The sequence below is a fragment of the Bartonella rhinolophi genome (assembly GCF_036576165.1).
GTDB lineage: Bacteria > Pseudomonadota > Alphaproteobacteria > Rhizobiales > Rhizobiaceae > Bartonella.
Window position 1 is genome coordinate 88,467 of the sequence record NZ_JBAFWY010000002.1, and the last position, 25,593, is coordinate 114,059.

At 36.6% G+C, this 25,593-nt stretch carries 15 protein-coding genes; 6 read left to right on the forward strand and 9 right to left on the reverse strand.

The window, feature by feature from the left end; all coding sequences use genetic code 11:
- Window positions 1-17 precede the first annotated feature (17 nt).
- The 6 genes from rsmA to lptF form a co-directional block, all read right to left on the reverse strand.
- Window positions 18-848 (reverse strand): 16S rRNA (adenine(1518)-N(6)/adenine(1519)-N(6))-dimethyltransferase RsmA, encoded by an 831-nt coding sequence (gene rsmA / locus V5N67_RS02735; RefSeq protein ID WP_332060375.1) that lies wholly within the window; start codon window positions 846-848, stop codon window positions 18-20.
- On the reverse strand, window positions 839-1,852 hold the full coding sequence (gene pdxA / locus V5N67_RS02740) for a 4-hydroxythreonine-4-phosphate dehydrogenase PdxA (RefSeq protein ID WP_332060376.1): 1,014 nt from the start codon (window positions 1,850-1,852) through the stop codon (window positions 839-841). Before pdxA ends, rsmA begins: the two co-directional genes overlap by 10 nt.
- On the reverse strand, window positions 1,852-2,808 hold the full coding sequence (locus tag V5N67_RS02745; protein WP_442879230.1) for a SurA N-terminal domain-containing protein: 957 nt from the start codon (window positions 2,806-2,808) through the stop codon (window positions 1,852-1,854). Before V5N67_RS02745 ends, pdxA begins: the two co-directional genes overlap by 1 nt.
- A gap of 102 nt (window positions 2,809-2,910) precedes the next feature.
- A complete protein-coding gene (locus V5N67_RS02750; RefSeq protein WP_332060378.1) occupies window positions 2,911-5,271 on the reverse strand; it encodes an LPS-assembly protein LptD in 2,361 nt (786 codons plus the stop codon).
- Window positions 5,272-6,363 (reverse strand): LPS export ABC transporter permease LptG, encoded by a 1,092-nt coding sequence (gene lptG, locus V5N67_RS02755; RefSeq protein WP_332060379.1) that lies wholly within the window; start codon window positions 6,361-6,363, stop codon window positions 5,272-5,274.
- A complete protein-coding gene (lptF, locus tag V5N67_RS02760; protein WP_332060380.1) occupies window positions 6,360-7,550 on the reverse strand; it encodes an LPS export ABC transporter permease LptF in 1,191 nt (396 codons plus the stop codon). The genes lptG and lptF overlap by 4 nt, the downstream gene beginning before the upstream one ends.
- Window positions 7,551-7,949: 399 nt before the next feature.
- On the opposite strand from lptF, the gene V5N67_RS02765 reads away from it, so the two are divergent.
- Complete coding sequence (locus V5N67_RS02765; RefSeq protein ID WP_332060381.1) at window positions 7,950-8,396, forward strand: DNA polymerase III subunit chi; 447 nt, start codon at window positions 7,950-7,952, stop codon at window positions 8,394-8,396.
- A gap of 83 nt (window positions 8,397-8,479) precedes the next feature.
- Window positions 8,480-8,743: a hypothetical protein gene (locus tag V5N67_RS02770; protein WP_332060382.1), complete on the forward strand. Its 264-nt coding sequence runs from the start codon at window positions 8,480-8,482 to the stop codon at window positions 8,741-8,743.
- Here the strand turns inward: V5N67_RS02770 and V5N67_RS02775 are convergent.
- Window positions 8,740-10,029 carry an MFS transporter gene (locus V5N67_RS02775; RefSeq protein WP_332060383.1) on the reverse strand — a complete coding sequence of 430 codons (1,290 nt, stop codon included), beginning with the start codon at window positions 10,027-10,029 and terminating at the stop codon, window positions 8,740-8,742. The genes V5N67_RS02770 and V5N67_RS02775 overlap by 4 nt on opposite strands.
- A gap of 590 nt (window positions 10,030-10,619) precedes the next feature.
- Here V5N67_RS02775 and bafA (V5N67_RS02780) point away from each other — a divergent pair.
- The 4 genes from bafA (V5N67_RS02780) to ndk all read left to right on the forward strand — a co-directional run bounded on the left by bafA (V5N67_RS02780) (window position 10,620) and on the right by ndk (window position 22,423).
- Window positions 10,620-14,426: a BafA family autotransporter gene (bafA, locus tag V5N67_RS02780; protein ID WP_332060384.1), complete on the forward strand. Its 3,807-nt coding sequence runs from the start codon at window positions 10,620-10,622 to the stop codon at window positions 14,424-14,426.
- Between the two features lie 195 nt (window positions 14,427-14,621).
- Window positions 14,622-17,135: a BafA family autotransporter gene (gene bafA, locus V5N67_RS02785; RefSeq protein WP_442879231.1), complete on the forward strand. Its 2,514-nt coding sequence runs from the start codon at window positions 14,622-14,624 to the stop codon at window positions 17,133-17,135.
- A gap of 395 nt (window positions 17,136-17,530) precedes the next feature.
- Window positions 17,531-21,607 (forward strand): BafA family autotransporter, encoded by a 4,077-nt coding sequence (gene bafA / locus V5N67_RS02790; RefSeq protein WP_332060386.1) that lies wholly within the window; start codon window positions 17,531-17,533, stop codon window positions 21,605-21,607.
- Between the two features lie 393 nt (window positions 21,608-22,000).
- On the forward strand, window positions 22,001-22,423 hold the full coding sequence (ndk, locus tag V5N67_RS02795) for a nucleoside-diphosphate kinase (protein WP_332060387.1): 423 nt from the start codon (window positions 22,001-22,003) through the stop codon (window positions 22,421-22,423).
- Between the two features lie 114 nt (window positions 22,424-22,537).
- Here ndk and pgsA read toward each other — a convergent pair whose 3' ends face one another.
- Together pgsA and uvrC are read right to left on the reverse strand one after the other, a co-directional pair.
- Window positions 22,538-23,119, reverse strand: a complete 582-nt coding sequence (pgsA, locus tag V5N67_RS02800) for a CDP-diacylglycerol--glycerol-3-phosphate 3-phosphatidyltransferase (protein WP_332060388.1) — start codon at window positions 23,117-23,119, stop codon at window positions 22,538-22,540.
- Window positions 23,120-23,193: 74 nt separating this feature from the next.
- Window positions 23,194-25,182 (reverse strand): excinuclease ABC subunit UvrC, encoded by a 1,989-nt coding sequence (uvrC, locus tag V5N67_RS02805; RefSeq protein WP_332060389.1) that lies wholly within the window; start codon window positions 25,180-25,182, stop codon window positions 23,194-23,196.
- Between the last annotated feature and the right edge of the window lie 411 nt (window positions 25,183-25,593).

Genomic DNA, 25,593 nt, shown 5'->3' on the forward strand with positions numbered 1-25,593 from the left:
ATAAAAAGGCAAGCTTTTTAAACTATCAAATTTGCTAAAGTCACAAACTCGGAGATTGACAATGTTTCAGCTCGACGTGTTCCATCAATTCCAGCTTTTTCTAAAAGTGCTTCACCTCCGATAGTTTTCAAATTTTGGCGAAGCATTTTTCGTCTTTGTCCGAAAGCGACTTTTGTTACAAAGCTTAATTTTTGTGTAGAGCAGGCAAGAGGTTGCGCGCGCGGAATAATATGGACAACGGAAGAAGTTACTTTAGGTGACGGTATAAAGGCTTGAGGAGGTACATCAAAAGCAATTTTTGCAATGGTACGCCAACTTGTTAATACACCAAGACGCCCATAATGAGGGGATTGAGGTTTTGCAATGATACGTTTGGCAACTTCACGTTGAAACATCAAGGTCATGGATTCATAAAAAGGAGGCCATGGTTCAGCTAAAAGCCAATTTAATAAAAGCTGTGTTCCAATATTATAGGGAAGGTTTGCAATGATACGTGGTTTCTCTGGAGATATTTCAAAAATCTTTGAAAAATTTTGTTTCAGTGCATCATTACAGATAAGCTTTAGTTTTTGCGGATAGTATTTTTCTATATCTAATAGAGCTGGTAAACATCGCTCATCACGCTCTACTGCTGTTACGATGGCACCCTTTGCAAGCAAGGCACGCGTGAGACCTCCAGGTCCTGGACCAACTTCAATAACAGGTTTTCCTTCTATATTTCCTGCTTGATGAGCAATTTTGGATGTTAAATTGAGATCAAAAAGGAAATTTTGCCCTAAAGATTTATGAGCTTGCAATCCATATGTATTAATTACTTCACGCAAAGGAGGTAAATTATCTATCGGCATGGTAGTAAACTATTTTTTGTAAGTTGGTTTGCAAGTTTAAGAGCAGCAATAAAGCTTTCGGGAGAGGCTATTCCTTTATCTGCAATATCAAAAGCAGTGCCGTGATCTGGGGAAGTTCGAATGAAAGGTAATCCTAAAGTAACATTTACAGTAGTATCAAAGTCCAATGTCTTAACAGGAATAAGGGCTTGGTCATGATACATACAAAGAGCAACATCATATGTTTTTCGTGCACGTTCATGAAACATTGTATCGGAAGGTAGCGGACCTACAATATTGAGCCCTTTATTTTTAAGATACTCAATAGCGGGAGCGATAATTTCAAGCTCTTCTTTTCCCATTGCACCATTTTCTCCAGCATGGGGATTAAGACCCGCGACAGCTAATCGGGGTGAAACTATTTTAAATCGCGTTTTTAAATCATTTTCAATAATGAACGCAGTTTGAATAATTAAGTGGCGAGTAAGGTGTGAGGGAACTTCATGGAATGGAATATGAACAGTAACTGGTACTGTTTTTAATTGCGGTCCAGATAACATCATAACTGGGTGATAGCATTTATGAGAAGCTTGATGAGCTAAATGAGCTAAAAATTCTGTGTGTCCTGGAAACTTAAATCCAGCATCATAGAGACTTTTTTTTGTGATAGGGCAAGTAACTAAAGAACATGCTCTACCATTTTGAATCAACTGAAATCCACGCTTGATCGCTTCAATTATTCCAGCAGCATTGTTTGGTGAAGATAAACCAATTTGATCACTTTGCTGATTTTTTAATGGTATTATAGGAAGAGCATTTTGAAAATTTTTTACAAAATCATCTGTAAAGACAGTTTCTATTTCAATAGGGATTTGCAAAAAATGGGCACGTGAGCGAATAACATTTGGATCAGCAAGGAGAGCAAAAGATGGAATTTGACGTGTAGTACGCAAATTCCACGCTTTTATAACTACTTCAGGGCCAATACCAGCAGGATCACCACCACTAACAATAAGCACAGCCATTATGAATTCTGAATATGTGCATCTCGTCGCAATTCTTTCAAATATTTTTCGCTTAGGCTTTCAAGCTTTTGTGGGCTAATCTGTTTATTATCTTGAATTGCAAATATGAGTCGGGCAACGTAATCATTAGAAACTCTTTTTATTTGACAGACAGCACGGGCTTCAATGCCATATGATGTCTCTCGTAATTGGGTCATTTTTCCAACAGGTGTTGCACGAATATCCTGTTCCCACTCTGCGGGAAGTTGGGGATCCAAAAATTTTCCTAAATTTCGGATGGTAACATCTAACATACCTTTTGCTTGCTTTTTTGTGTTCGCGCATCCTTGAAAATGTGCACGGAAATTAATTGCTTCTCTTTGACGCCTTTGGAAAATTTCTGAACGACGATGTGCAGGAATGACAAAAATAATTTGCTGGAGCGTATACTCATTGGTTGAAGGTTTTATACCACCATTTTTTAATACTCTGCGTACAGCATCTTGTTCAGTAAGTACGCCAGTTTCAGCTTGATAGCGCGCGCTAACAAGACGCCCCCATCCCATTTGTCCACGAATGTAATTCTTAAAATGTTCTATTGTGATGTCAGTTTGGATCAAAATTTGGTTAAGTTGGTCAATACTCATATTATTTTGCGTTGCAAAATTTTCAAAAGCGCTATCAACTTCATTATCACTCACTTCAATATTATAACGCCTTATTTCAATTTTTTTAAGAGCTTCATCTATAAGTTCATTTTTAGCTTGTGCAGAGAGGTCTCCTTTTTTTTGTTGCAACTTGAGAAAAGCAATGCGTCTTTGAATATCGTAATTTGTGATAGGAGAGCCATTAACTATGGTAACAATTACGGTTTGGGCGAAAACTCGTGGAACAAAAAATTCACTTACCACTAAATTGCTTACGCTTAAAGTCGCAATACAAAATAAGGCAAGAGCACAATTTTTAAATTTGTTCATGTAAGTAACCCTTTGCATTGTTTATCAATTTCATCAGTTCATTAAAATATACGTTTTTTTTGGTAAAAACAATGATAACTTAATCTCCCTATATATCTCTCTTTATAAATCTGGTTTGCTGATATTTGAAATTGTACGGAGTGAAAGGGAAAAATTAAAATTTTGTAAAGGTGTTCTTTCACCTGGGTTAGTTACTTGCTGATAGCCAAATGTTAGTCTGAAGCATTCGTCTTTATAATCCAAGCTGATGCCCCGTTTTGTGAATATACCAGATGCTAAATCATAACCAGCATTGCTGTTAATAGACCAAAAGTTGGCCAATTTAATAGCAGCTTGAAAAGAAATTTCTTGGCGATCTTGCGTATATTCATAATTGGGTTGGCTTGAGATATGGGCATATTGCACTGCTGCCCAAAAATTTTTCCATTTTTGTGATGCTTCAATTTCACTATGGCGGATTTTCCCTGTTTTTTGATCAAAACGTCCACGAGTTTCTAAATAAAAGCCACTTTTATGATGTGCACCAAACATAGCAACATAGTCTGAGCGTGTTGTTTCAAGGCCAGAATGAGCACTTACATTAACAAAGTCTTTTTCTGTAAAAGAATTTTTGCCTGCAAGGTGAAAAGATTGCCCAATAAGAGCGTCAAAAGACCAATCATTGTTAAAATTTCCAGAATATCTCAAACCTATATTGGCTCTTGTTCCGCCTTCTACGCGATCATATCCAGAGAATTTGTCACGTTGGAATAGAGTGGTCGCATCAAATACAAAACTTTGTGCATCTTCATTAGGGATTTGCCCAATATATTGTTCATTATTGCGGACAAAAATTTGTGCTGTTGGTTCTATAATATGTGTAGAGCTGTTAGACGTAATGAGAAAGGGATATCGTAATTCCAAACCTGCAGTTGCCATGCCACGAATGGCTGAGCTGCGGATAGCTGATGAGAAGTCGTTTATTATATGAGCAGCGTGATTTTGGTGTGCATTTGTTGTAATGATATCAGTACGTAAAGCAAGGATAGGGGTTAATATTAATCCACCCTGCGTGTTGAAGCGCTTTTTCCATTCGAGCTCATTTGTTAAGCGAAAAATATTGCCAGCGATACCAGAAAGCCGAGCAACCTCAATCGGATGATTATTCCAATCAGTAGAATTAAAGTCAGCATGACGACGATAAATTGATTGCATATTGCTATGAAAGGTAAGTAATCCAGTATAAACTGATTCATTTGGTGTGAAAGAATAATTAATATGGGGAAGAATCCATGCTTGCCGAGAGTGGCGCTCATGATGGGTACTGTTTGCTATCAAATCTTGAATTTGGAAATGGTAAAAACGCATATCAAAGTAGTTTTTACCTGCAAGACCATTCAAATAAATTTGAGAAAGTTGTGTAGGATTACTGTAATTTTCAAGTTTATATGTACGGCTAAAATCTCGGTCAGATTGTGCGAGAATATTCCATCCGTAAGTCCAGCGTGAATTAATCCGAAAATCCCCTTTTGTTGCCAACATATAACGATTTGTATGTTGTGCATCGATTATATCATTATCAAAGTTGTGAGGTTTCATTTGGTGTATATAAGCGAAGCGAATATTGTAATCTCCTGTTTTTAAACGTTGACGCCATTCACTTTCGGTTAAAAGCCCTTGTTGGGTATAGGCAGTAGTGGAAAGTGTAAAATCATAATAAGGTGCGAGATTCCAGAAGTAGGAATTTTTTATGCCCATGCCGAGGTAACTATTGTAAAAAAAATGAGGCATAAGGAAACCGCTAGCACGCTTCACAGTTGGGTCATAGATCTCAAAAGTTGGAAGTTGTATAATCGGTAATCCAAAAACTTCAAAACGGCTCTTTTCAAATCGAATTGTTTTGGTGGTGCTATTCCATATGATTTTTCTTGCTTTAATTTTCCACAGGACTTCTTTGTCTGATTTATAAGAACAAGGTTCACACGCTGTATAAGTAGCATTGTCGAAGACTGTTATCTGGCTACTACTGTGTGTAGCATTTTCAGCCGCAAAATGAATATTGTGAGCTGTGTCGATGCGTAAGGAGTTTACGAACCCTTCGCCAAAATCTTTGGTCATATCAATTTGATTTGAGTAAATTTTATTACCATTTTTTTGAATAATTTCAACATTTCCTTGCGCTATAATGCGTCCTGTTTTTTGATTGTAAGTGACTTTTTGGGCGACAACTTTATTGCCATCATATTCGATCTGAACATTACCTTGTGCAGAAACAGTATTTGCATCGCGATTGTAGATGAGCTCATTTGCGGATAACAAGAGAGGGCTTATAGGATTTTGGATGCGATTTTGAGCAAGGGTAGTAAGACTTTGTACAAATGTATAATAGAATAAGAACGCACCTAAAATAAAGCCAATAACAGTCTTTAAAGCTAAGGTGCTTAATTTTGTTAAAATGATTTTTTCATTGATTAATAGTTTCACCTATCCATCCTCTTTATGAAGTAAAAAGGAGATTCCCAAAAATAATGCAATCATAACTGGTGTCCAAGCTGCGATGATTGGCGGAATGTATCCAGCGTTTCCAAAAGCTTGAACAAGTACAGAAATGACATAAAGTGTAAATCCAGCAATTATGCCGCTAAGAATTAATGTTCCAGTTTGTCCAAAGCGCGTAAAGCTTAAAGATACAGTCGCTGCAATGAGAGTCATTGCCACGAGCAGTGTTGGTAATGCAATCAACGATTGTAAATACATATCAAAGTTATTGGCAGAATAGCCAAATGAACGTGCAATCATGATTTTTGTTGGCAATTGATAAAATGGGATAGTTGCAGGATCCGCTAAGTGTTCAGTAAGGAATGCTGGCTTTATGTTAGTTGCTATCTTGAGTTCAGTAAATTTTTCAGGGGGGTGTCCTATTTTATAGATTGTTCCATTGGTTAATAGCCATGCGCCGTTTATTAGTATTGCTTTCTTGGTGTTAATCCAATTCTTGATTGTAGTATCGTCGTTGTATTGTACAAAAGTTGCATCTATAAGAGAGCGTCCTTGATCTGTGATAGATCGAGCACCAATGGTTGTTCTGCCTGAATTTGTGCGTTGTGTGAACCATGGGACACGCGTGTTAGTAAGAGATGTTAATACACTATTACTACGCCATTGAGTCATCATTTTTTCTGCTTGAGAAGATCCCCATGCGGCAAGTGGGTTAATGAAAAGAATTGAAAATAATCCAAAAAGAAAAGCTCCAAAACAAGCAGGCATGAGAAATTGCCATGCAGAAACACCGCTTGAACGAGCAACCACAAGTTCGGATTTTCTATTAAACGATATCAGCATTGCCATTGCAGAAAATAGAGCAATAAAGGGGATGATTTGCTGCATGATAAAAGGGATACGCAGAAGTGAGACGAGAAACGCATTTTTTGTTGTATAGTGGGGAAGGTACGCCAGTCGACTGGAGTTTTCTGTAAAGTCAATTAAAAGAACGAGAACAAAAATACTCAATAAAAAATAAAAGGTCGTTTTGAGATAACGCACAAAGAAATATCGTCCAAGTGTCCATCCAATCATAATATATCACCTGAGGGATATTGAGATTTACGATGTTCAAATTTTTCTATCACTTTTTTAAAAAATATTTGAATAATCTCATTAAGTTTCGCGAAGATGACGATTTTACGGTTTGTTAAGAGCATGAAAAAAATAAGTATAATCATTCCTATTGGAGTTATATAGAGCAAAGGAATGTATGCGAGATCACTTTTTGCTTTTTCGGCAAAAAAATAGCCTACCCAATAAACTAGCAAAGACAGGGAAATCGCAGAGAAGTTTGCTGATATCCGTGCTTGTCGGTGTGAGCGCACATCTCCTGCTGCTGCTATTGCAATTAATGAAAAAACAAAGGGATAGAGCCATTCTATAAGTCTGCGGTGAAACTCAGCTCTATATTGGATTGGTTTATACTGATAGTAGGGATCTTTCGGATCAGGATTGAGCAAATAAGAAAGAGGTCTATCTTTGGGATAAATGGTGGGAGTTTTATCATTAGGAGTGAATTCACTTAGGTTAAAGGTGTACGAGCTGAATTGAATAATCGAAACGCTGTCATTTTGATGATTGATTCTTTCTATTTCACCATTATTGAGAACTAAAAAATTGCCACTTGTATTGCTAATAACTGATGCGTCGGTTGCATAATAAAAAAGATCAGTTTTAGGGTCGCGCTGGTCGGCAATAAAAAGCTGCTTAAGGATTCCATCTGGATTCCGCTCACCAATTTCTATGTAAAGGTTATTTGTTAATTTTTGGAAACTACCTTCACGAATGAAAAGATTAATGAGATCAGAGTGAGCGCTTGCTAACATTTGTCGCATATTCAGGCGTGCTTGGGGAGCAACAAAATTGGCTATAAAAAAGGATGCACATGATGCAATAACAGCGAGAAGAAAAATTGGCTTCCAAATAGTACTTTTAGGAAAACCAGAAGCGCTAATGATAGTGAGTTCAGAGTCCTGATTCATTGTTGAAAGGGTGGTTGTAATTGCAATCACTAATGCAAATGGAATAACAAGGAAAATAACAGAAGGAACCAAAGAGAACGAAAAATGCAAGACTGTTAAAAATGTTTGTTTGCTTGTTGTGAGAAAATTGATTCGCGCAAGAATTTGCACTGTCCAACTAATCCCGATGGCTATCATCATTACAGCACTAAACAGAATAATAACGCGTTTTAGAATGTATAACTCAATAATACGCATAGACTGGGTGATATCCTCAGTTTTTAACTAGAAAGCAGATACTCTAAATGTTTTGAGTTTAGAAATAAAACAAAAATTAAAAAATCGCCTTATATTATACGCATATTATTGCCAGATAAGCAGTAAATAGGAGATAACCCACCAAATTTAACTTATTTTTCCATATATTGCATTGCATTTTCAAGTGTGGTGTATAAAAAAGTTAAAAAGTAAATTAAAATAGACCCTTTTATTAACTTTAAAATGATGATTTATCTTTTAGGGTGCATGAAATAAAATATGATACCCACATGGGAAAAAGAGGATCATTATATCTTAACCATTTTCTTTTGTGTTGGGGAGATAGAAGCTTCTCCAAAGAGGTGTTGGCTTTTATAAAGAATGATAAAGGCTAAGAAGATGGATATTCTTTTCTATCATTTGATGCAATCGACGCTAGAAGATATTTTGCCAACGCTTGTGGAACGTGCATTGGCTCGTTTTGGTAAGGTGACAATACAATGTGTGACTAAAGAACGACGTGATGCTATAGACACTCGCTTATGGGTTTATGCTGATGAAGCATTCATTGGGCATGGAACTGAATGTGACCAATATCCAAATTTTCAGCCTGTATTTCTTACCACAGGACAAGAAAATCCAAATGATTCAAAGATACGCTTTCTTACAGAAGGAGCAATTTGCTCAGATATCTATGCTTATCAACGACTTGTAGTGATCTTTGATGGACGAAATAATGAGGAGTTAAATCTCATTCGTGTGCAGTGGAAAAAATATAAAATGGAAAATCACACTTTAACTTATTGGCGACAGACAGAGGATCGCGGTTGGAAAAAACAAGTTTAATATATGTAACGTCTGCTAGTACAATTTTTTTATGGAAGCAATAAAGATGTGGTTTTTAACTAAAATATTTAAACGGAATGATGATGATTGTTGATAGAGTTTTACTTGTTATATGGGCTGTGATGTTAGCTTTTTTTTGTGTTTCGTGGTTAGGTACAACGCATATCCTCTCACAGATGTTTTCTATTGCTTATATTGGCAATATTGCGGATATTTTATTTTTTTTTCTAAGTGCACTGTTTGCTGGAATATTATGGTTGAGTGTACCTCAACCAATGTCTTTGAAAATGAAACTGGCGGCATTTTTACCGCCAGCAGTTATTTTATTTTCCTTTATAATATCCTAGTTAGATATTTCATCATCCCTAAATCCAACGAAGCAAACGAGTGAAATAAAAGAAGAAAGAAGCAAATAATAACCAATATAAGAAATATCAAAATTTTGCACGAGATATTCTGCAATATAAGGTGCAAGAGCTCCACCTACGATACCAGATAAGTTAAAGGTGACACAAGAGCCTGTATATCGAACTGCGGTTGGGTATGGTGAAGCCAAAACAATACCAAGCTGACTATATACTATTCCCATGAGTGACAGACCAATGATAGACATTGCAAAAATTCCTATAATTCCAGAGCTCAAGAAGTAAGGAATTGCGAAAGAATAGATACCAATAATAATTGTAGCGCAAATTATTAAAGTTCTGCGCTTAATATAATTAGCGATTTTTCCAGTGATGATGGTAAAAAATATGCAAAAAACAGCTCCGATACCTTCTACTGTGAGAGTCTGAGTAGATGACAATTGTAAATGTTTTTCTGAATAACTTAACGCATATACGGTAATAAGATAAAATAAAACAAATATTGTCATACCAGCAAATGTACCAAGAAATAAAATTCGTGGACATTTAAAAAAGACATTCATTATAGGTAAGCTGACACGCTCTTCACGTTCAAGAGTTTTTTTAAATTCAACAGTTTCATTAATCGAAAGGCGAACCCATAATCCCACAATCATGAGAACAACTGAAAAAATAAAAGGAATACGCCATCCCCACGCTAAAAGTTCATCATGGTTAAGAAAATGAAATAGACATAAGTAAACTATGATAGATAAGAGTAAACCAATGGAAACGCCTAATTGAGGAAACATTGCATACCAGCTACGTTTTTCTGGTGGAGCACTTTCTGTTGCAAGCAGAACAGCTCCCCCTGATTCACCTCCTAATCCCATTCCTTGACCAATCCGGCATATTGTTAAAAAGAAAGGCGCCCACCAACCAGCTGTTTCATAAGTAGGAAGAATACCAATAACAATTGTTGATATTCCCATCGTAAGAAGAGCGGCGATAAGTGTTGCTTTGCGTCCAATTTTATCCCCAAAGTGTCCAAAAATAACTGACCCAAATGGGCGTGAAAAAAAGGCTACTCCGAAAATAAGGAAAGATTGCAAAATGGTAAGTGTATCATCTTGAGTTGGAAAAAATAAATAAGGAAATATAAGAGCTGCAGCAGTTCCAAAAACATAAAAATCGAAATATTCAATTATTGGACCAATAAGGCTTGCAAACAAAATTCGGCGGTGAGAATTTTGTTTGCTCATATCTTGTTTCTCTGAGCTTGTAGACATGAATAAATGTCCCTTTCAGTGTATAGTAAATCAAATTTAAAACTAACGTTTCATAACTATAAAAATTTTGGATCAGTGTCGAGTCAGTATTGTTATGATTCTAGCGCATTAAAGCAATTAATGAAGGCATGATAAGCGTAGATGATTCTATTGTGGACACATCTAAGCTAAATGCAATAAAAGCACTTTTTAAAACGCCATAGAAGATAGAAATATATTTTTATAAACGGTTAAATTCATTTCATTGAATATTACTTTCTCCTTTAATACACGACACTGTTTTTATCTGTTTAGAGGTTAATCTTAATTTATAAACCAATGTTTAGTGTCATAAAAATGTTTTAAAAAGCTTTTATGAGTGCAATTAAAACAATCTTTAGTTGTATAAAAACCATTTTCTACTGTTAATTGTATATAAATTTAAAATACACACGTAATATTTGATCAATTAGAGCTCACAGTACACTTAATATTTTGTGAAAAACAGTTCGTTGTCATGAAGAGTGTGAAAATAAGCGGTCGTGCTATTTTTATTTGGAAATATGGAGGAGATGATGCGATGCAAATTTAAGCTGAGCTTTTGGATATTAATGGTCGTGAGCTTTTTTATAAAGACTGCAAATGCAGATAGAATAGTTGCCATAAAAGGGGATCCATTAACATCAGTAGGAGCAAGTGCGCAGTTAAGAAAAAAAAGAAAAAATCCTACAATTAAGAATGGTAAAGTTGAAGTTGTAGGACAAGGACAAACTTCAACAGGTATTTTTATCCGCCAATATGGGTTGCAAAGCGTTGAAGGAGGGGAAACATATGATGTTAAAATTTATAGTAATGGTGAGCAAATTGTTTTAGGAAGTGGTAGTTATGCTCATAATACCCAAGTTCGTGGTAAAAAGGAAATGCTAGGGAAACAGAATGTGTATAATGGGGGAGCAGCTTTCTTTACAAATGTGATGAAAGGAGGAATACAAAATCTTGGTACACAGCTTGGCGGTGAGAGTAAGGAAGGAGGATTGGCAGTAGACACTAAGGTTTTTAAAGGTGGTATACAGCGCGTTTTAGCGAAAGGTGTGGCGAATAATACCGTTTTGGAAGATGGTGCTCTTCAAGAAGTTTATTTTGGTGGATCTGTAGAGACTTTAACGATTAATAGTAATGCTAGTTCGCGGGTATATGCTGGTGCGATATTAAAAGGAGCAATAGCGGTTAATGATTTTGGAATGCTTAATCTTTACGCTGGTGGAAGTAATGAACAGGGCACTACAGTAGAAAATGTTATTTTAAATGGAAAGAATTCTCTATTACAGTTCTTTGCCACTGAATCTAATGAATCCTCTTTTCTTATTAAAAAACTAAGTGGAAATGGTCGTGTTGTTTTCGTTTATAAAGAGTCTGCCCCATATTATTCTAAGCTTTATATTGATGATCTTTCTGGGAATATGGATTTCTATTTCAATGTTAATTTTTCGGATGAGTGTAGTGATTCTCTCTTTATTGCAAATGGTACAGGAAGTCACAAAATAGATGTTGTGGATTATGGTCATGAAATTACAGACTCTTTTTTATCTCCACTTAATTTAGTTACTGATGCAAGCGGAGGAGCTCATTTTACTTTAAAAAGCCATCTTGATAAAAAAGCTGATGTTGTTGATGGTGGAGCTTATTTGTATAATTTGCGACATAAAAAGGGGAACGATAAAGATGAAAAAATTTGGTATTTGGCTGTTGCAGAAAGAAATCATAACTCTTTAAGTGTTTTTTCTGATACAAAATTGTCTGTGATTGCACCTCTTAGGCAAGAAAAAAACATCCTTACTTCGCAAGATCCTATATTCAACTTTTATGAAAGTAATTTTAGTCTTTACGCAGATGATTTTAGTGTGGGTGAAGATAAGTTCACTTTGCAAAATTTTACACTTAGTGATGATAAGGAAATTTATATATCCAATAATGGAGAGATAAGCGCTGCTCAATTATCCATTAATAACTTTGTTGAGAATGCTGGAATAATTTATGTTGAGGCAGGGGGTGTCAGTAAGAATGCTACAATTGGTAGAGGTGGTTCTGAGATTGTGAGAGAACAAGGAACTTCAGAATATACTATTATTTATGAGGGTGGAAAACAAAGTGTAGAAGGAGGAGGAACAGTGGTGGGGGTTCAAATTTATGGTGGTAATCAATCTGTTTTTGGAGATGATTATGTAAATGGTGTGATTGTTGGTAGCAGTGCTTATGAGACTCAAATTTATGGCCAAAATGAAACACTAGGAGAGCAGAATGTGTATGATGACGGAGTGGCTTGGAATACAAAAGTTATGGATGGAGGGGTACAAAATCTTGCTAAATGGTTCTTCGAAGATGATTTTGCACTAAAGAGTGGTGGTCTGGCAATGAAGACTGAAGTTTTCGCTGGTGGTAGACAGCGTGTTTTAGCAGGAGGTAAAGCGGAGGATGTTATTTTACATGCTGGTGCTGTTCAAGAAGTTCATGCTGGTGGATATGTGAAAAACTTAACGATTGAAAGTGGAGCCAATTCGTGGGTTTTCGCGGGTTCAATGTTAGAAGGCGAAGTAGCGGTTCATGATTCTGGATATCTTTATCTTTATGCTGGAGAAGACAATCATCAAGCTATAGTAGAAAGCATCAATTTAAATGAAGATAAATCTCGATTATACGCCGTTTCTAGTAACTTTGATGACAAAAATTCTCATATTAAAAACTTAAGTGGTGTAGGTGAGGTTATTTTTACTTCTGATGATTCTAGTTTATACTATTCTCGCCTTTTTGTGGATGATCTTTCGGGTAATATTCATTTTTATTTTAATGTTAGTCTTGCAGAAGAAAAGGGTGATTATCTTTTTATTAAGAATGGTAGCGGTTATCATGCAGTAAGCGTTACAGATTCTGGTATTGAAATCACTAATCCCTCCTCAACAAGTCTTGATTTAATTGTTGATCAAAGCGGAGAAGCTCATTTTACTTTACAAGATTTTTCTGGTGAAAAAATCAATGATATTGATGGTGGAACTTATAAATATGGTTTAAAGCGAAAAAAGAATTACTACGAAACAATTTGGTATTTAGCTGCGGTATTTCTTGATAAGGAAGTCAGTAATAATTTGTCACGCAGGAGAAGATCTCTCCAACATTTAAGTAAAAATCAACCAATTTCTACTTTTTCAACTTCTGTATCTCCAGAGGGGCATGTCAATACCAATAAGTTATCACGTCTGAGTGCTAGCCATCGGCATTTGAGGCAGGGACGGCAGCGTTCTGTTACTTTAACTGTTATATCTCCAGAAAATCAAGCTGTTGGATCATCACGTTTGGGTAATCGATCTCAGTCACCAAGTCAAAAATTACAGCCTGTTACTTCTCCTGCTTCTCGATCTTTAGCAGATGAAATGATTACGCGACCAAGTGTCCAAAATTCTCTTCTTTTGCAAGTAAAGCAGGATGAAGAGATAAAGGTTTCTGATTTTTTAACTACGCCTTCTACTGATGCAGTTTTGTCTATGGCAGTTGCTCCTGCACTTATTTTTAACAATGAGGTGCAAACTGTACGTTCTGGAAGAGGAATTTTAGACAGAAGTAAGAAAAATGCTTCTTTGTGGACTTATGCCATTAAGAGCAAAGAGCACGTTGCTACAGGTCATACAGATTTTAATCTTGAGCAGACGGGTATAGTGTTAGGTGTGAATGGTCTAAGCGAATTGACCAATGGAGAGTTTTATATTGGTGGTTTTGGTGGTTATGACCAAGCACGTGTTGCGCATGCACGAGGTGGTACAAGTGGTATAAACAGTTATAGTATCGGAACTTATGTGACTTATTTTGATCACAGTGGATGGTATCTAGATGGTGTTTTGAAATATAATCATTATAAAAATAATCTGAAGGCTATTTCGACGAATGGTTTATCTGTTCAAGGGGATTATACCCAGTGGGCAGTAGGCACATCATTTGAAGCAGGTTATCGCTTTAAGACGACACAAAACAGTTGGATGCAGCCTTATGCTCATTTAACATGGTTGCAGGTTGAAGGTAAAGAAATCAAGCTTTCTCATGGAATGAAAGGAGATATAAGTCGGTCAGTTTCCTTACGAAGTGAGGTTGGATTATCTTTAGGGTATGAATTTGGATCTGGCACAGGTACGTCATCGATGGCTTACATTACAGCAGCTTGGTTGCGTGAGAATATCAATAACAATCACACGACGATTAATAAACACCATAAATTTATCACGGATTTATCTGGAAATTTTGGTAAATTGGGAATTGGTTTGAGTGGCTCTGTGAGTGATAGATTAAAGCTTTATGCGGAAGGTCACTATCTTAAGGGGCGCAAGGTTAAGCAGTCGCTTCAGGGTGTTTTAGGTATCCGCTATAGTTTTTAAATATGCGTTTGTTCTTTGATTATGCTTAATGAGTGTGTGATTGTTTTTACAAGGTTAATCAGGGATTAAAGATAATTTCTAATGCTTTAGATTGAAAATAAATTTTGCAGAACTAATTACATTTTATATTTGCTAGATATAAAGGGGAAGGGTATAGCTATGCAGTATAAATGGAAATTAAATTGCTGGGTGCTTATGCTCAGCAGCTGTTTTGTGCAAACCGCAATTGCAGACAAAGGTAAGACGCAATTTTCTTGCTCATCTGTGAAATATAATATCAACAATAAAATACTCTATGATAAAGAGAGCTTGAAGGTAGAAAAGTGCATAAGTGCTAAAACATTGGCACATTCTCTCATAGAGACACACAGTAAACTACATTTACAAAAATTGGCTAATCTTGCTACGAGCGAAAGCCCTATAATATCTCCCAACACAGAACAAAAAATCGATGACAGCAATGTTAAACGTAGTGTGCAAGGAAGAAATATTGCAATGTTTAAAGACCCTGAACTTATTTTTGTTAAGGATGGGGCGATTTTAAAAAATTTTGTACTCGATAATAATGCACAAGCTTATGTTTCTAATGATGGTGCAATAGATGATCCAGGAAGATCCATCAACAATATAATTATGAATGGTGCAGTAATTTATGTTGATGCGGGCGGTCTTAGTGAGAATAGTAAAATTGAAAATGGTGGAGCTGAAATTGTTCGAGCTTCGAAGGGGCAACAAGGCTTTTCGCAAAATGCTGTAATTAAGTATGGAGGAAAGCAAATTGTTAGTAATGGAGGAAAAGCAGAAGGGGCTGAAATTTATGGTGGTGAGCAGTTTGTCTTCGGGGGCGTTGATGCTGAAGGACTGGTGAAAGATAGTACTGTTTCTAATACTATAATTTATGGTCAAGGTGAATCTCTGGGGAAGCAAAAAGTGTATGATGGAGGGATAGTTTGGAATACGAAAGTTATGCGAGGAGGCGTACAAGATATTACCAAAGAAGAGCAAAGTGCAAAAAGTGGTGGCTCTGCGTTTAATACAGAAATATTCGACAATGGTGAACAGCATGTTTGGGCGGGAGGGAAGGCTGTAGGGGTTACTTTAAATGATACTTCTATCCAAGAAGTATATGCTGGTGGATATGTAAAAAACTTGACGATTCATGATAATGCAACATCAGTGGTGTATGCTGGTGCAACATTAGAAGGTGCGGCGCTGGTGAATAATTTTGGACAGATTCATCTTTATGCTGGAAATGATCAGCATCGTACTACAGTAGAAGAGATTATTTTAAATGGAAAAGATACAAAATTGTACTCTATCACTGCTAAGTCTGACGGAAAAAGTTCTTTTATTCAGAAATTAAGTGGTGAGGGTAGTGTTGTTTTTTCATTTACTGGATCTGACCCGTATTACTCTCAGCTTCATGTTAACAATCTTTCAGGAAGTTTACATTTTGAGTTTAATACCGATCTTGCACATGGTCGGGGTGATTATCTTTTCATTGAGAATGGTGAGGGTAGTCACACAGTGAGTGTTGCTGATTCTGGAGTTGAGATTACGGATTCTAATTTAAAAAATCGTGATTTAATTACTGATTACAGTGGTGGGGCTCATTTCACTTTGAAAGACCTATCTGGCAAAAAAATTGATGCTATTGATGGTGGAGCCTATATGTATAGTTTGAAACAGAGAACGGATGAAAATGAAAAAATTTGGTTTTTATCCGCGAATCGCGTTGGTGCACCAGAATTTGTTATACCTGATGTGGAAAATCCATTTGCTCCGGGTGGGCTTGTAACGACTCCTTCAACAGATGCGGTACTGGATACAGTAGTGGCGCCTGATCTTATTTTTAACAATGAGCTGCAAACTATTCGTATGGGTAGAGGAATTCTAGACAAAAACAAAAAAAATACGGCTATATGGACATATGTGATTGAGAGTCGAGAGCGTGTTGCTACAGATCATACAAATTTTAAGCTTGAACAGACAGGTATAATATTTGGTGCTGATCAGTTAAACGAATTAACGCATGGAGAGCTGTATATTGGTGGTTTCGGCAGTTATGATCAAGCGCGTGTTATTCATGCACGAGGTGGTGCTAGCAATGTAGATACTTATAGTATTGGAGCTTCCGCAACTTATTTGGATACGCACGGATGGTATTTAGACGCTATTTTAAAATATAATTATTATCAGGATAATTTGAGAGCTTTTTCAACAAACGGTCTAGTCGTCCAGGGTGATTATAATCAGTGGGCAATAGGTGGGGCATTTGAAATGGGATGCTATTTTGAAACAGCGCAAAATAGTTGGATGCAGCCTTATATCAAAGTAACTGGAGTGCAAATTGAAGATAAGAAAATCAAGCTTTCCAATGGAATGACAGCTGATATAAGTACATTAACTTCACTTCGTAGTGAAATTGGATTATTTGCTGGGCATGAATTTATTGTTGGTGAAGGCACTCCATTAACAACTTATATCACAGCAGCTTGGTTGCGCGAAAATATAAATGATAATTACACGACGATTAATGAACAACATAAATTTATCACGGACTTATCTGGAAATGTGGGGAGATTGGGAATTGGCTTGAACAGTTTTGTCAGTGATAAGTTAAAGCTCTATACAGAAGCTTATTATTCAAAAGGGCGCAAAATTAAGCAATTATTTCAGGGTATTTTAGGTATACGTTATAGTTTCTAAATATGTGTTTATTCTCTGGTTAATCTCAAACATGCCATTATTTTTTACGCGCTAAATATTCAATGGTTGGATAATATTCCTTGGGAATGCATAGATATCGAAGATAATTCTACGATTTTTATAGGCGATGTAATTTTTTCATCCATTATTGTAAGTATTACAAATTGTGTTTTGAATTTTAAAACACAATTTGAATTTTTTTATTTAGCTGCGTTATTTTAAATAAAAATAGAAAATAATGTTTTAATTCATGAATTTATATCAAATTATTAAGATTATGATACCGTCATACAAATACATTACAACATAAATAAAACACATTATGATACAATCTAAAATAAACTACATATGTAGTGTTGGGGTGTATGTCTTTATTTGATGATGGAGTGTGGATTATGCGGTTTAAATGCAAATTAAGTTTTTCAGTATTGATGATTAGTAGTTGTTTTGTACAAATTGCGAATGCGGGTGAAAAAGAGAATGGGGAGCTAAAAAATATTTCAAAGGGAAGAATGACAGTTGGACAGAAGGTGCCAAAAGGCTCAACACTAAGTACTTTTTTGTTCAGCAATCGCACTATGGTTTTGGATGGAGGCGTAGAGATTGTTGAGAATGGGGGGAATGCAATGGAAGCTATTATTGAAAAAGGCGGGATGCAAACAGTTACGCGCGGAGGAACTGCAATAAATGCTGTAGTCCGCGGTGGTCAGCAGCTTGTTTTTGAAGAAGGAAGCTTTTTTAAGCTTAAGAATGTGCATAAACATAGCAGCGCTTATTATACTATAGTTTCTGGTATGGATGGATCAATTGGGCAACAAAATTTGTATGATGGCGGAATAGCTTGGGGTACGAAAGTTGAGAGTAAAGGAGAACAAAATCTTTATACAGGAAACGGCAATATTGGTGGTTTTGCATCAAATACTAAGGTTTCTGGTACTGGTAGGCAGCATATTTTAGCAGGAGGAATGGCTGAAAACATTACCTTAGTGGATAAAGCTGTTCAGATAGTATATCCTGGTGGGCAAATAAATGGTTTAACAATTAATGATTATGCTAGTTCATGGTTACACGTTGGTGCAGTATCACGTGGAGCAATAGAAGTCAGTGATCATGGACATCTCTATTTGTATGCTGGCGATAAAAAAAATCATATTACAAAAAAAAGACTTTCTGTCGTAGGCCGAAGTGACGAGGATTTATTTTTTGTTGGGATGCAGAATGGATCTAGTATTTATCTTGAGAAGCTAGGTGGTGAGGGAGGAACTGTTGATTTTTCTTCTGTTCCGTATGATCCACGACGTTTGTCGCTTCATGTTGGGCAGCTTTCAGGCGAACTACATTTTAATTTTAATATCGATATTAAAAATAATCGTGGTGACTACTTGGTGATTAACGGTGAGGGTGCGGGTGAACATACGGTAAGTGTTACAGATTCTGGTTCTGAATTTACGGATTCTCTTTCACAAAAAAATGGTGCAGTTCGGGTTTATTTGGTTACTGACAGAAGCGGAAGCAAGGATGTTAATTTTACTTTGGTGAGGGATTCTGGAGAAAAAACTTCAGCGATTGATGGCGGAACCTATATGTATGGTTTGTATAAAACAACAGGAAGTTCGATCGGTAGTCCTACGATGTGGTATTTAGGTACGAAGGCTGACTCTCATTCTTCAGATGTTAGTTCTCTACGTACGAAAAGTAGATCAAAAACCAAACCAAAAACTTCCACTCCTGATGCGAGTGCAAATAAACCACAATCTCATAGTAATTTCGCTTCTAATTTTCCCTCGTGGACTGCCTTTATGCGTAATACGGAGACGTTAAAACCCAAAGAACGTCCTCCTCGGCATTTAAAAGAGAATTTGCCTGCTCTTTTTCATCCAATTTCTTCCCTTTCAGAAGAACAACCTGTTGATTCTATTGTGGATGCAGATGGAAATGAAAATGGAGTGCTAACGGTGATAAGCCGTGGGAAAGAAGTGCTAAAGGGTTCAGCGCTGATTAGTACTCGTGTGAATACTGATGTTATAGTTAAAAATGGTGGTGTAGAGATTGTTGAAAATGGGATGAGTTCAATGAAATCTACTGTTGAAAGAGGTGGAATGCAGATAGTTACACGTAAAGGAACTGCAATAAATACTAAGATTCACGGAGGTACGCAGTTGGTTTTCGAGGAAGAAAGTTTTCGGCATCTTAAGGAGATAGCAAAACATAGCAGCGCTTATGAGACTGAAATTTCGGGTGTGAATGGAACTATTGGTCAACAAAATGTGTATGATGGGGGGGAAGCTTGGCATACAGTAGTTCTCAGTGGGGGAGAACAAAATCTTTATACAGGAAACAGCAATATTGGTGGTAGTGCATCAAATACTATTGTTTCTGGTACTGGTAGGCAGCATGTTTTAGCAGGAGGAACGGCTACGAATACAACATTGAGGGATCAAGCTGTTCAGATAGTATATCCTGATGGAAAGATCAATGGTTTAACAATTGATGGCGGTGCTAGCTCATGGTTACACGCTGGTGCGAGAATATTAACTAAAGAGATAAAGGTCAATAAGGGAGGGGATCTCTATTTGTATGCTGGCGATAGTACAAATTTTGTTACAGGAGAACAACTCTTAGTGGAAGACCGAAGTTCCGAAACAATTTTTCATGTTGGGAAGCGTGATAGTGGGAAGAGGTCTTGGTTCTTATTTGAAAAATTAAGTGGTGACGGAGGAAATGTTCGTTTTATCTCTATCCTATATGATAAACGCCACTTGTCACTTCGTGTTGAGGATCTTTCAGGTAGTTTAAATTTTTATTTTAATATCAATGCTACTGGAAATGGATATAGCAAGTACAATGGTACAAATGAATATAGCAATTATTTATTGATTAATAAGGGAGAGGGAAGTCATAAAATAAGTGTTGCAGATTCTGGCACTGAAATTACAGATTTTTTTTCAAAAAATGATATGAGTTCTTCTCATATCGTTTTGGTTGCTGATAGAACCGAAAATGGAGGAGCTAGTTTTACTTTGGCAGATTATTCTGGCAAAGAAATTAAAGGTGTTGATGGTGGAACCTTTATGTATGGCTTGCATAAAGGAAATATGGTCATAGGGACGGGAGATAATATTACAGTTTGGTATTTGGGTACAAAGAATGATGCATTCAGTCTTTCAAGTTATCAGCTTTCCTATATAAGTGAGCAATCAAAGGAGGAGTCTACGGCTGTTAACGTAAGTCAGTTACCGCATCAAAGCTCTTCTCGTTCTCGAAGGCGAGGATTCGCTGCGGGGAATGGTAATGTAAGAGAGCGCGATAAAGTGCCTAGGCTGCGGACTCCACGGCATTTGAGAGGAAATCAACAAGTTTCTATTTCTTCCTCAGAAAATCAAGCTGTTGGATCATCACGTTTGGGTAATCGATCTCAGTCACCAAGTCAAAAATTACAGCCTGTTACTTCTCTTGCTTCTCGATCTTTAGCAGATGAAATGATTACGCGACCAAGTGTCCAAGATTCTCTTCTTTTGCAAGTAAAGCAGGATGAAGAGATAAAGGTTTCTGATTTTTTAACTACGCCTTCTACTGATGCAGTTTTGTCTATGGCAGTTGCTCCTGCACTTATTTTTAACAATGAGGTGCAAACTGTACGTTCTGGAAGAGGAATTTTAGACAGAAGTAAGAAAAATGCTTCTTTGTGGACTTATGCCATTAAGAGCAAAGAGCACGTTGCTACAGGTCATACAGATTTTAATCTTGAGCAGACGGGTATAGTGTTAGGTGTGAATGGTCTAAGCGAATTGACCAATGGAGAGTTTTATATTGGTGGTTTTGGTGGTTATGACCAAGCACGTGTTGCGCATGCACGAGGTGGTACAAGTGGTATAAACAGTTATAGTATCGGAACTTATGTGACTTATTTTGATCACAGTGGATGGTATCTAGATGGTGTTTTGAAATATAATCATTATAAAAATAATCTGAAGGCTATTTCGACGAATGGTTTATCTGTTCAAGGGGATTATACCCAGTGGGCAGTAGGCACATCATTTGAAGCAGGTTATCGCTTTAAGACGACACAAAACAGTTGGATGCAGCCTTATGCTCATTTAACATGGTTGCAGGTTGAAGGTAAAGAAATCAAGCTTTCTCATGGAATGAAAGGAGATATAAGTCGGTCAGTTTCCTTACGAAGTGAGGTTGGATTATCTTTAGGGTATGAATTTGGATCTGGCACAGGTACGTCATCGATGGCTTACATTACAGCAGCTTGGTTGCGTGAGAATATCAATAACAATCACACGACGATTAATAAACACCATAAATTTATCACGGATTTATCTGGAAATTTTGGTAAATTGGGAATTGGTTTGAGTGGCTCTGTGAGTGATAGATTAAAGCTTTATGCGGAAGGTCACTATCTTAAGGGGCGCAAGGTTAAGCAGTCGCTTCAGGGTGTTTTAGGTATCCGCTATAGTTTTTAAATATGCGTTTGTTCTTTGATTATGCTTAATGAGTGTGTGATTGTTTTGTAAGTGAGGTTAAATGATGCAACAAGCATTTTAAAGGAATGTATATTGGAGAAGAGAGCGCTTTTTCTTTTTGATTTGTTTTTTTCTTAAATAGCAATTTAGGGAAGAAGAAACGGAGGTTATGTAATTGATTCAGTACAACAAGACTTTACAATAGAGGCAATAACACTATGAGAAGAGATCAATAATCGTGGGTATTTTTATTTTTTATTGAAGCTCATTTTATTGCTAACTACGTAACTTTAAATAATTAGTGCGGATTTTTTCACAGTCACTTGGCAAGATGCTTCTTGCTCGCTATAGAACGGCTAAATAATCTTGTAAATAATAAATAAAGGTGGTCAAATGGCTGTAGAACGTACTTTTTCAATGATTAAACCAGATGCGACGCGTCGTAATTTGACAGGAGAAATTACAAAAATGCTTGAGGATGCAGGGCTGCGTGTTATTGCATCTAGACGCGTGTGGATGAGCCAGCGTGAAGCTGAAAGGTTTTATGCTATCCATAGAGAGCGCCCATTTTTTAAAGAATTAGTTGAGTTTATGTCTTCTGGTCCAACTGTTGTACAGGTTTTAGAAGGCGAAAATGCAATATCTAAAAACCGTGAAGTGATGGGGGCTACAAATCCTGATGATGCACAGGAAGGAACAATTCGTAAAGTACATGCTTTATCAATTGGTGAAAATTCTATTCATGGTTCAGATAGTACTGAAACCGCAAAAACAGAAATCGCTTTTTGGTTTTCCGAAATGGAAATTGTTGGTTAGTAAAAGCGTGTAAAATATAAAAACAAGAGAATCTCGAAACAATATGTTTCGGGATTTTTTACGAAGTTGTAGAATGCCCTGCATCTTTAAAAAGGTAGTAGATGTTGCCATGTGTTATGGAATAACGTGTTTTAGTCCTGCACGAAAATAATCCCATCCTGTCCACAATGTAAGAAGAGCTGCAATCCATAGCATAATGATACCAAATTCTGTTGTGTAAGGAACAATTTTATTGCCAGCTGGTCCTGCTAAAAGAAAGATAATTGCTATCATTTGTACAAAAGTTTTCCATTTTGCAAGACGAGAAACAGGAACACTGACTTTCAATTCAGCCAAATATTCACGTAATCCTGATACAAGAATCTCTCTGCAAAGAATGATAATAGCTGCCCACAGTGTCCATCCAGCAATAGTACTATCTGCGGCAAGTAATAGTAAACAGGCAGATACGAGAAGTTTATCTGCAATTGGATCTAACATGCGACCGATATTGGAAGTTTGTTCCCAAATACGTGCAAGGTAGCCGTCAAAAAAATCAGTAATAGATGCTATCACAAAAATGGAGACAGCAACCCAGCGTGCGATATCGCTCGATTGTAGTCGTCCTTCTAAAAAAAAGCATGCAACAACCATTGGCACAGCAACAATTCGTGCATAAGTTAAAATATTAGGAAAAGAAAAAGTATGATTTTTCATAGAGTCATTTTCAATTCTTTGTAAAATATGATATATTTTATGAACGTAACAAGGCAAAGATTATGAAACAAGCCTTATTTTTCATTAAAGTGATTATGAATTTTTTGTGCAATTGCGGTAGAAATTCCTGCGACTTTTGTTAAATCTTCAATGGAAGCGCCAGCAACAATTTTGCTACTTCCAAAATGATGCAGCAGCGCACGCTTTCTTTTCGAACCAATATTCTCGATTTCGTCAAGTGGATTTTTGAATGTTTCTTTTTTTCGTTTTGCTCTATGAGTTCCGATTGCAAAACGGTGCGCTTCGTCACGTAGACGTTGCAAAAAATAAAGGATAGGATCTCGTGGGGGAAGTGTAAAGGGTGCTTTGCCTTTGATAAAAAATCGTTCACGTCCTGCTCTACGGTCAGCACCTTTAGCTATGCCCACGACTGTGATAAGATTGTCTAATTTTAATTCAGATAATATTGTATGTACGCTATTTATTTGTCCTTTACCGCCGTCGATTAATATAAGATCAGGCCAAGTGGGGATAGGATCATCGCCTTGACTCTTTTCTCTATTGCTCTCATTAGGCAAACCTTGTTCCTTGATAAGACGTGAAAATCTTCGTTTAATAACTTCTTTCATCATGCCAAAATCATCACCAGGTGTTACATCGGTAGAACGAATGTTAAATTTGCGATATTGATTTTTAATAAATCCCATTTGACCTGCAACAATCATTGCACCCACAGCATTTGTCCCCATAATGTGAGAATTATCGTATACCTCTATACGACGGCATGGGGTATGAGGGAGTTGGAATATTTCGGCAATGCCGTGAAGCAGTTTTATATGTGTGGTAGTTTCAGCAAGCTTATGTTCAAGTGCCTCATAAGCATTGATATAGGCGTGATTAACAAGAGCTTTGCGTTCCCCCTGTTTTGGTAAAGATAAGAATATTTTACGACTTGCTTTTAGACTGAATGCTTCTGTCAGCAGTACTTTTTCTTCAATTGGTTCAGATAAAAGGATGAGTTTTGGAATAGGTTTATCATCATAAAACTGAGCAAGGAAACTTGCTAAAATTTCAGCACTAGAAAAAGATGGATCTGCTTTGGGGAAATAGGCTCGATTCCCCCAATTTTGTTTCATACGGAAAAAGAATACTTGAATACAGGTTACTCCTCCTCGCTGCGCAATCGCAAATACATCTGCTTCTTCTATAGTTTGAGGATTAATTCCTTGATGACTTTGTATATGGGATAGAGCTGATAGGCGGTCACGGTAGGATGCTGCTTGTTCAAAATCAAGATTTTCTGCGGCTTTGTGCATAGCTTGAACCATATCATTTTTAACCGATTGGCTTTTTCCTGAAAGGAAAGCTTTTGCTTTTTTTACCAATTCTATATAATCGCTATCACTAATTTCATGGGTACAGGGTGCAGAACATCGCTTGATTTGATAAAGTAAACAGGGACGTGTACGGTTTTCAAGAACTGTATCGGTACAGGTTCGCAATAAAAAGGCACGTTGTAAAACGTTGATTGTTTGTGTAACTGCACCTGAAGAGGCAAAAGGACCAAAATAATGTGCTTTTCGCGTTCGAGCGCCGCGATGTTTATAAAGTGCAGGTGATCGATGATCATCAGTGATAATGATATAAGGAAAGCTTTTATCATCACGCAGTAACACATTAAAACGTGGATGCAATCTTTTGATAAGATTAGCTTCTAGGAGTAGTGCTTCTGTTTCTGTGTGGGTGATAATAAATTCCATATGGTATGTCGCACGAATCATGCGGGTAATGCGGTTATTGTGTCCCTGTTCACGGGTATAGTTTGAAACGCGTTTTTTTAGATTACGCGCTTTACCCACATAAAGAACATCACCATTCTCATCCAACATTCGATAAACCCCTGACTTGTGTGGAAGGTGTTTAACAAATTCTTGTATGAGTTTGGCACCTTTGAATTGGTTTTGATCATCTCCCTTATTGGCGTTGTCCCATGTAATGTTAAAGAGAAAAGATGATTTTTCTCGTTCATTTTGGGGACAAGTTGTGTTGTTTTTCAAATTCATTTGGTTAATCCAGAAGCGTTTTGTGTGTTCCATATGAAATAGTTTTTTTTATCAAGTGTTAGTCACTTATGTGATTATGATTTTTTTTTAAATATGGAGACAATTTTAGAATAATAAATCTGTGATGATTGGAAATCACCCAAAATAAACTTTGTTAAAAAAATCAAAGAGATTATAGTACAGTGTTTTCTTCTGAACCAATTTATTTTCGTTCAAATCTATACATAATAGAGGGCCTTATGATTATTATACAGTTTTTGTGATAAGCTTACTAATGGCATTCAGGATATTATATACAATCAGTACTTATAGTACACGGAATATTGTAATAATAAAACTCTATAAAAAGAGTTATTAAGTAGTCATTTTAGATATGCACTAAACTAATTTGCAGATTTAAAACGTTTAAAA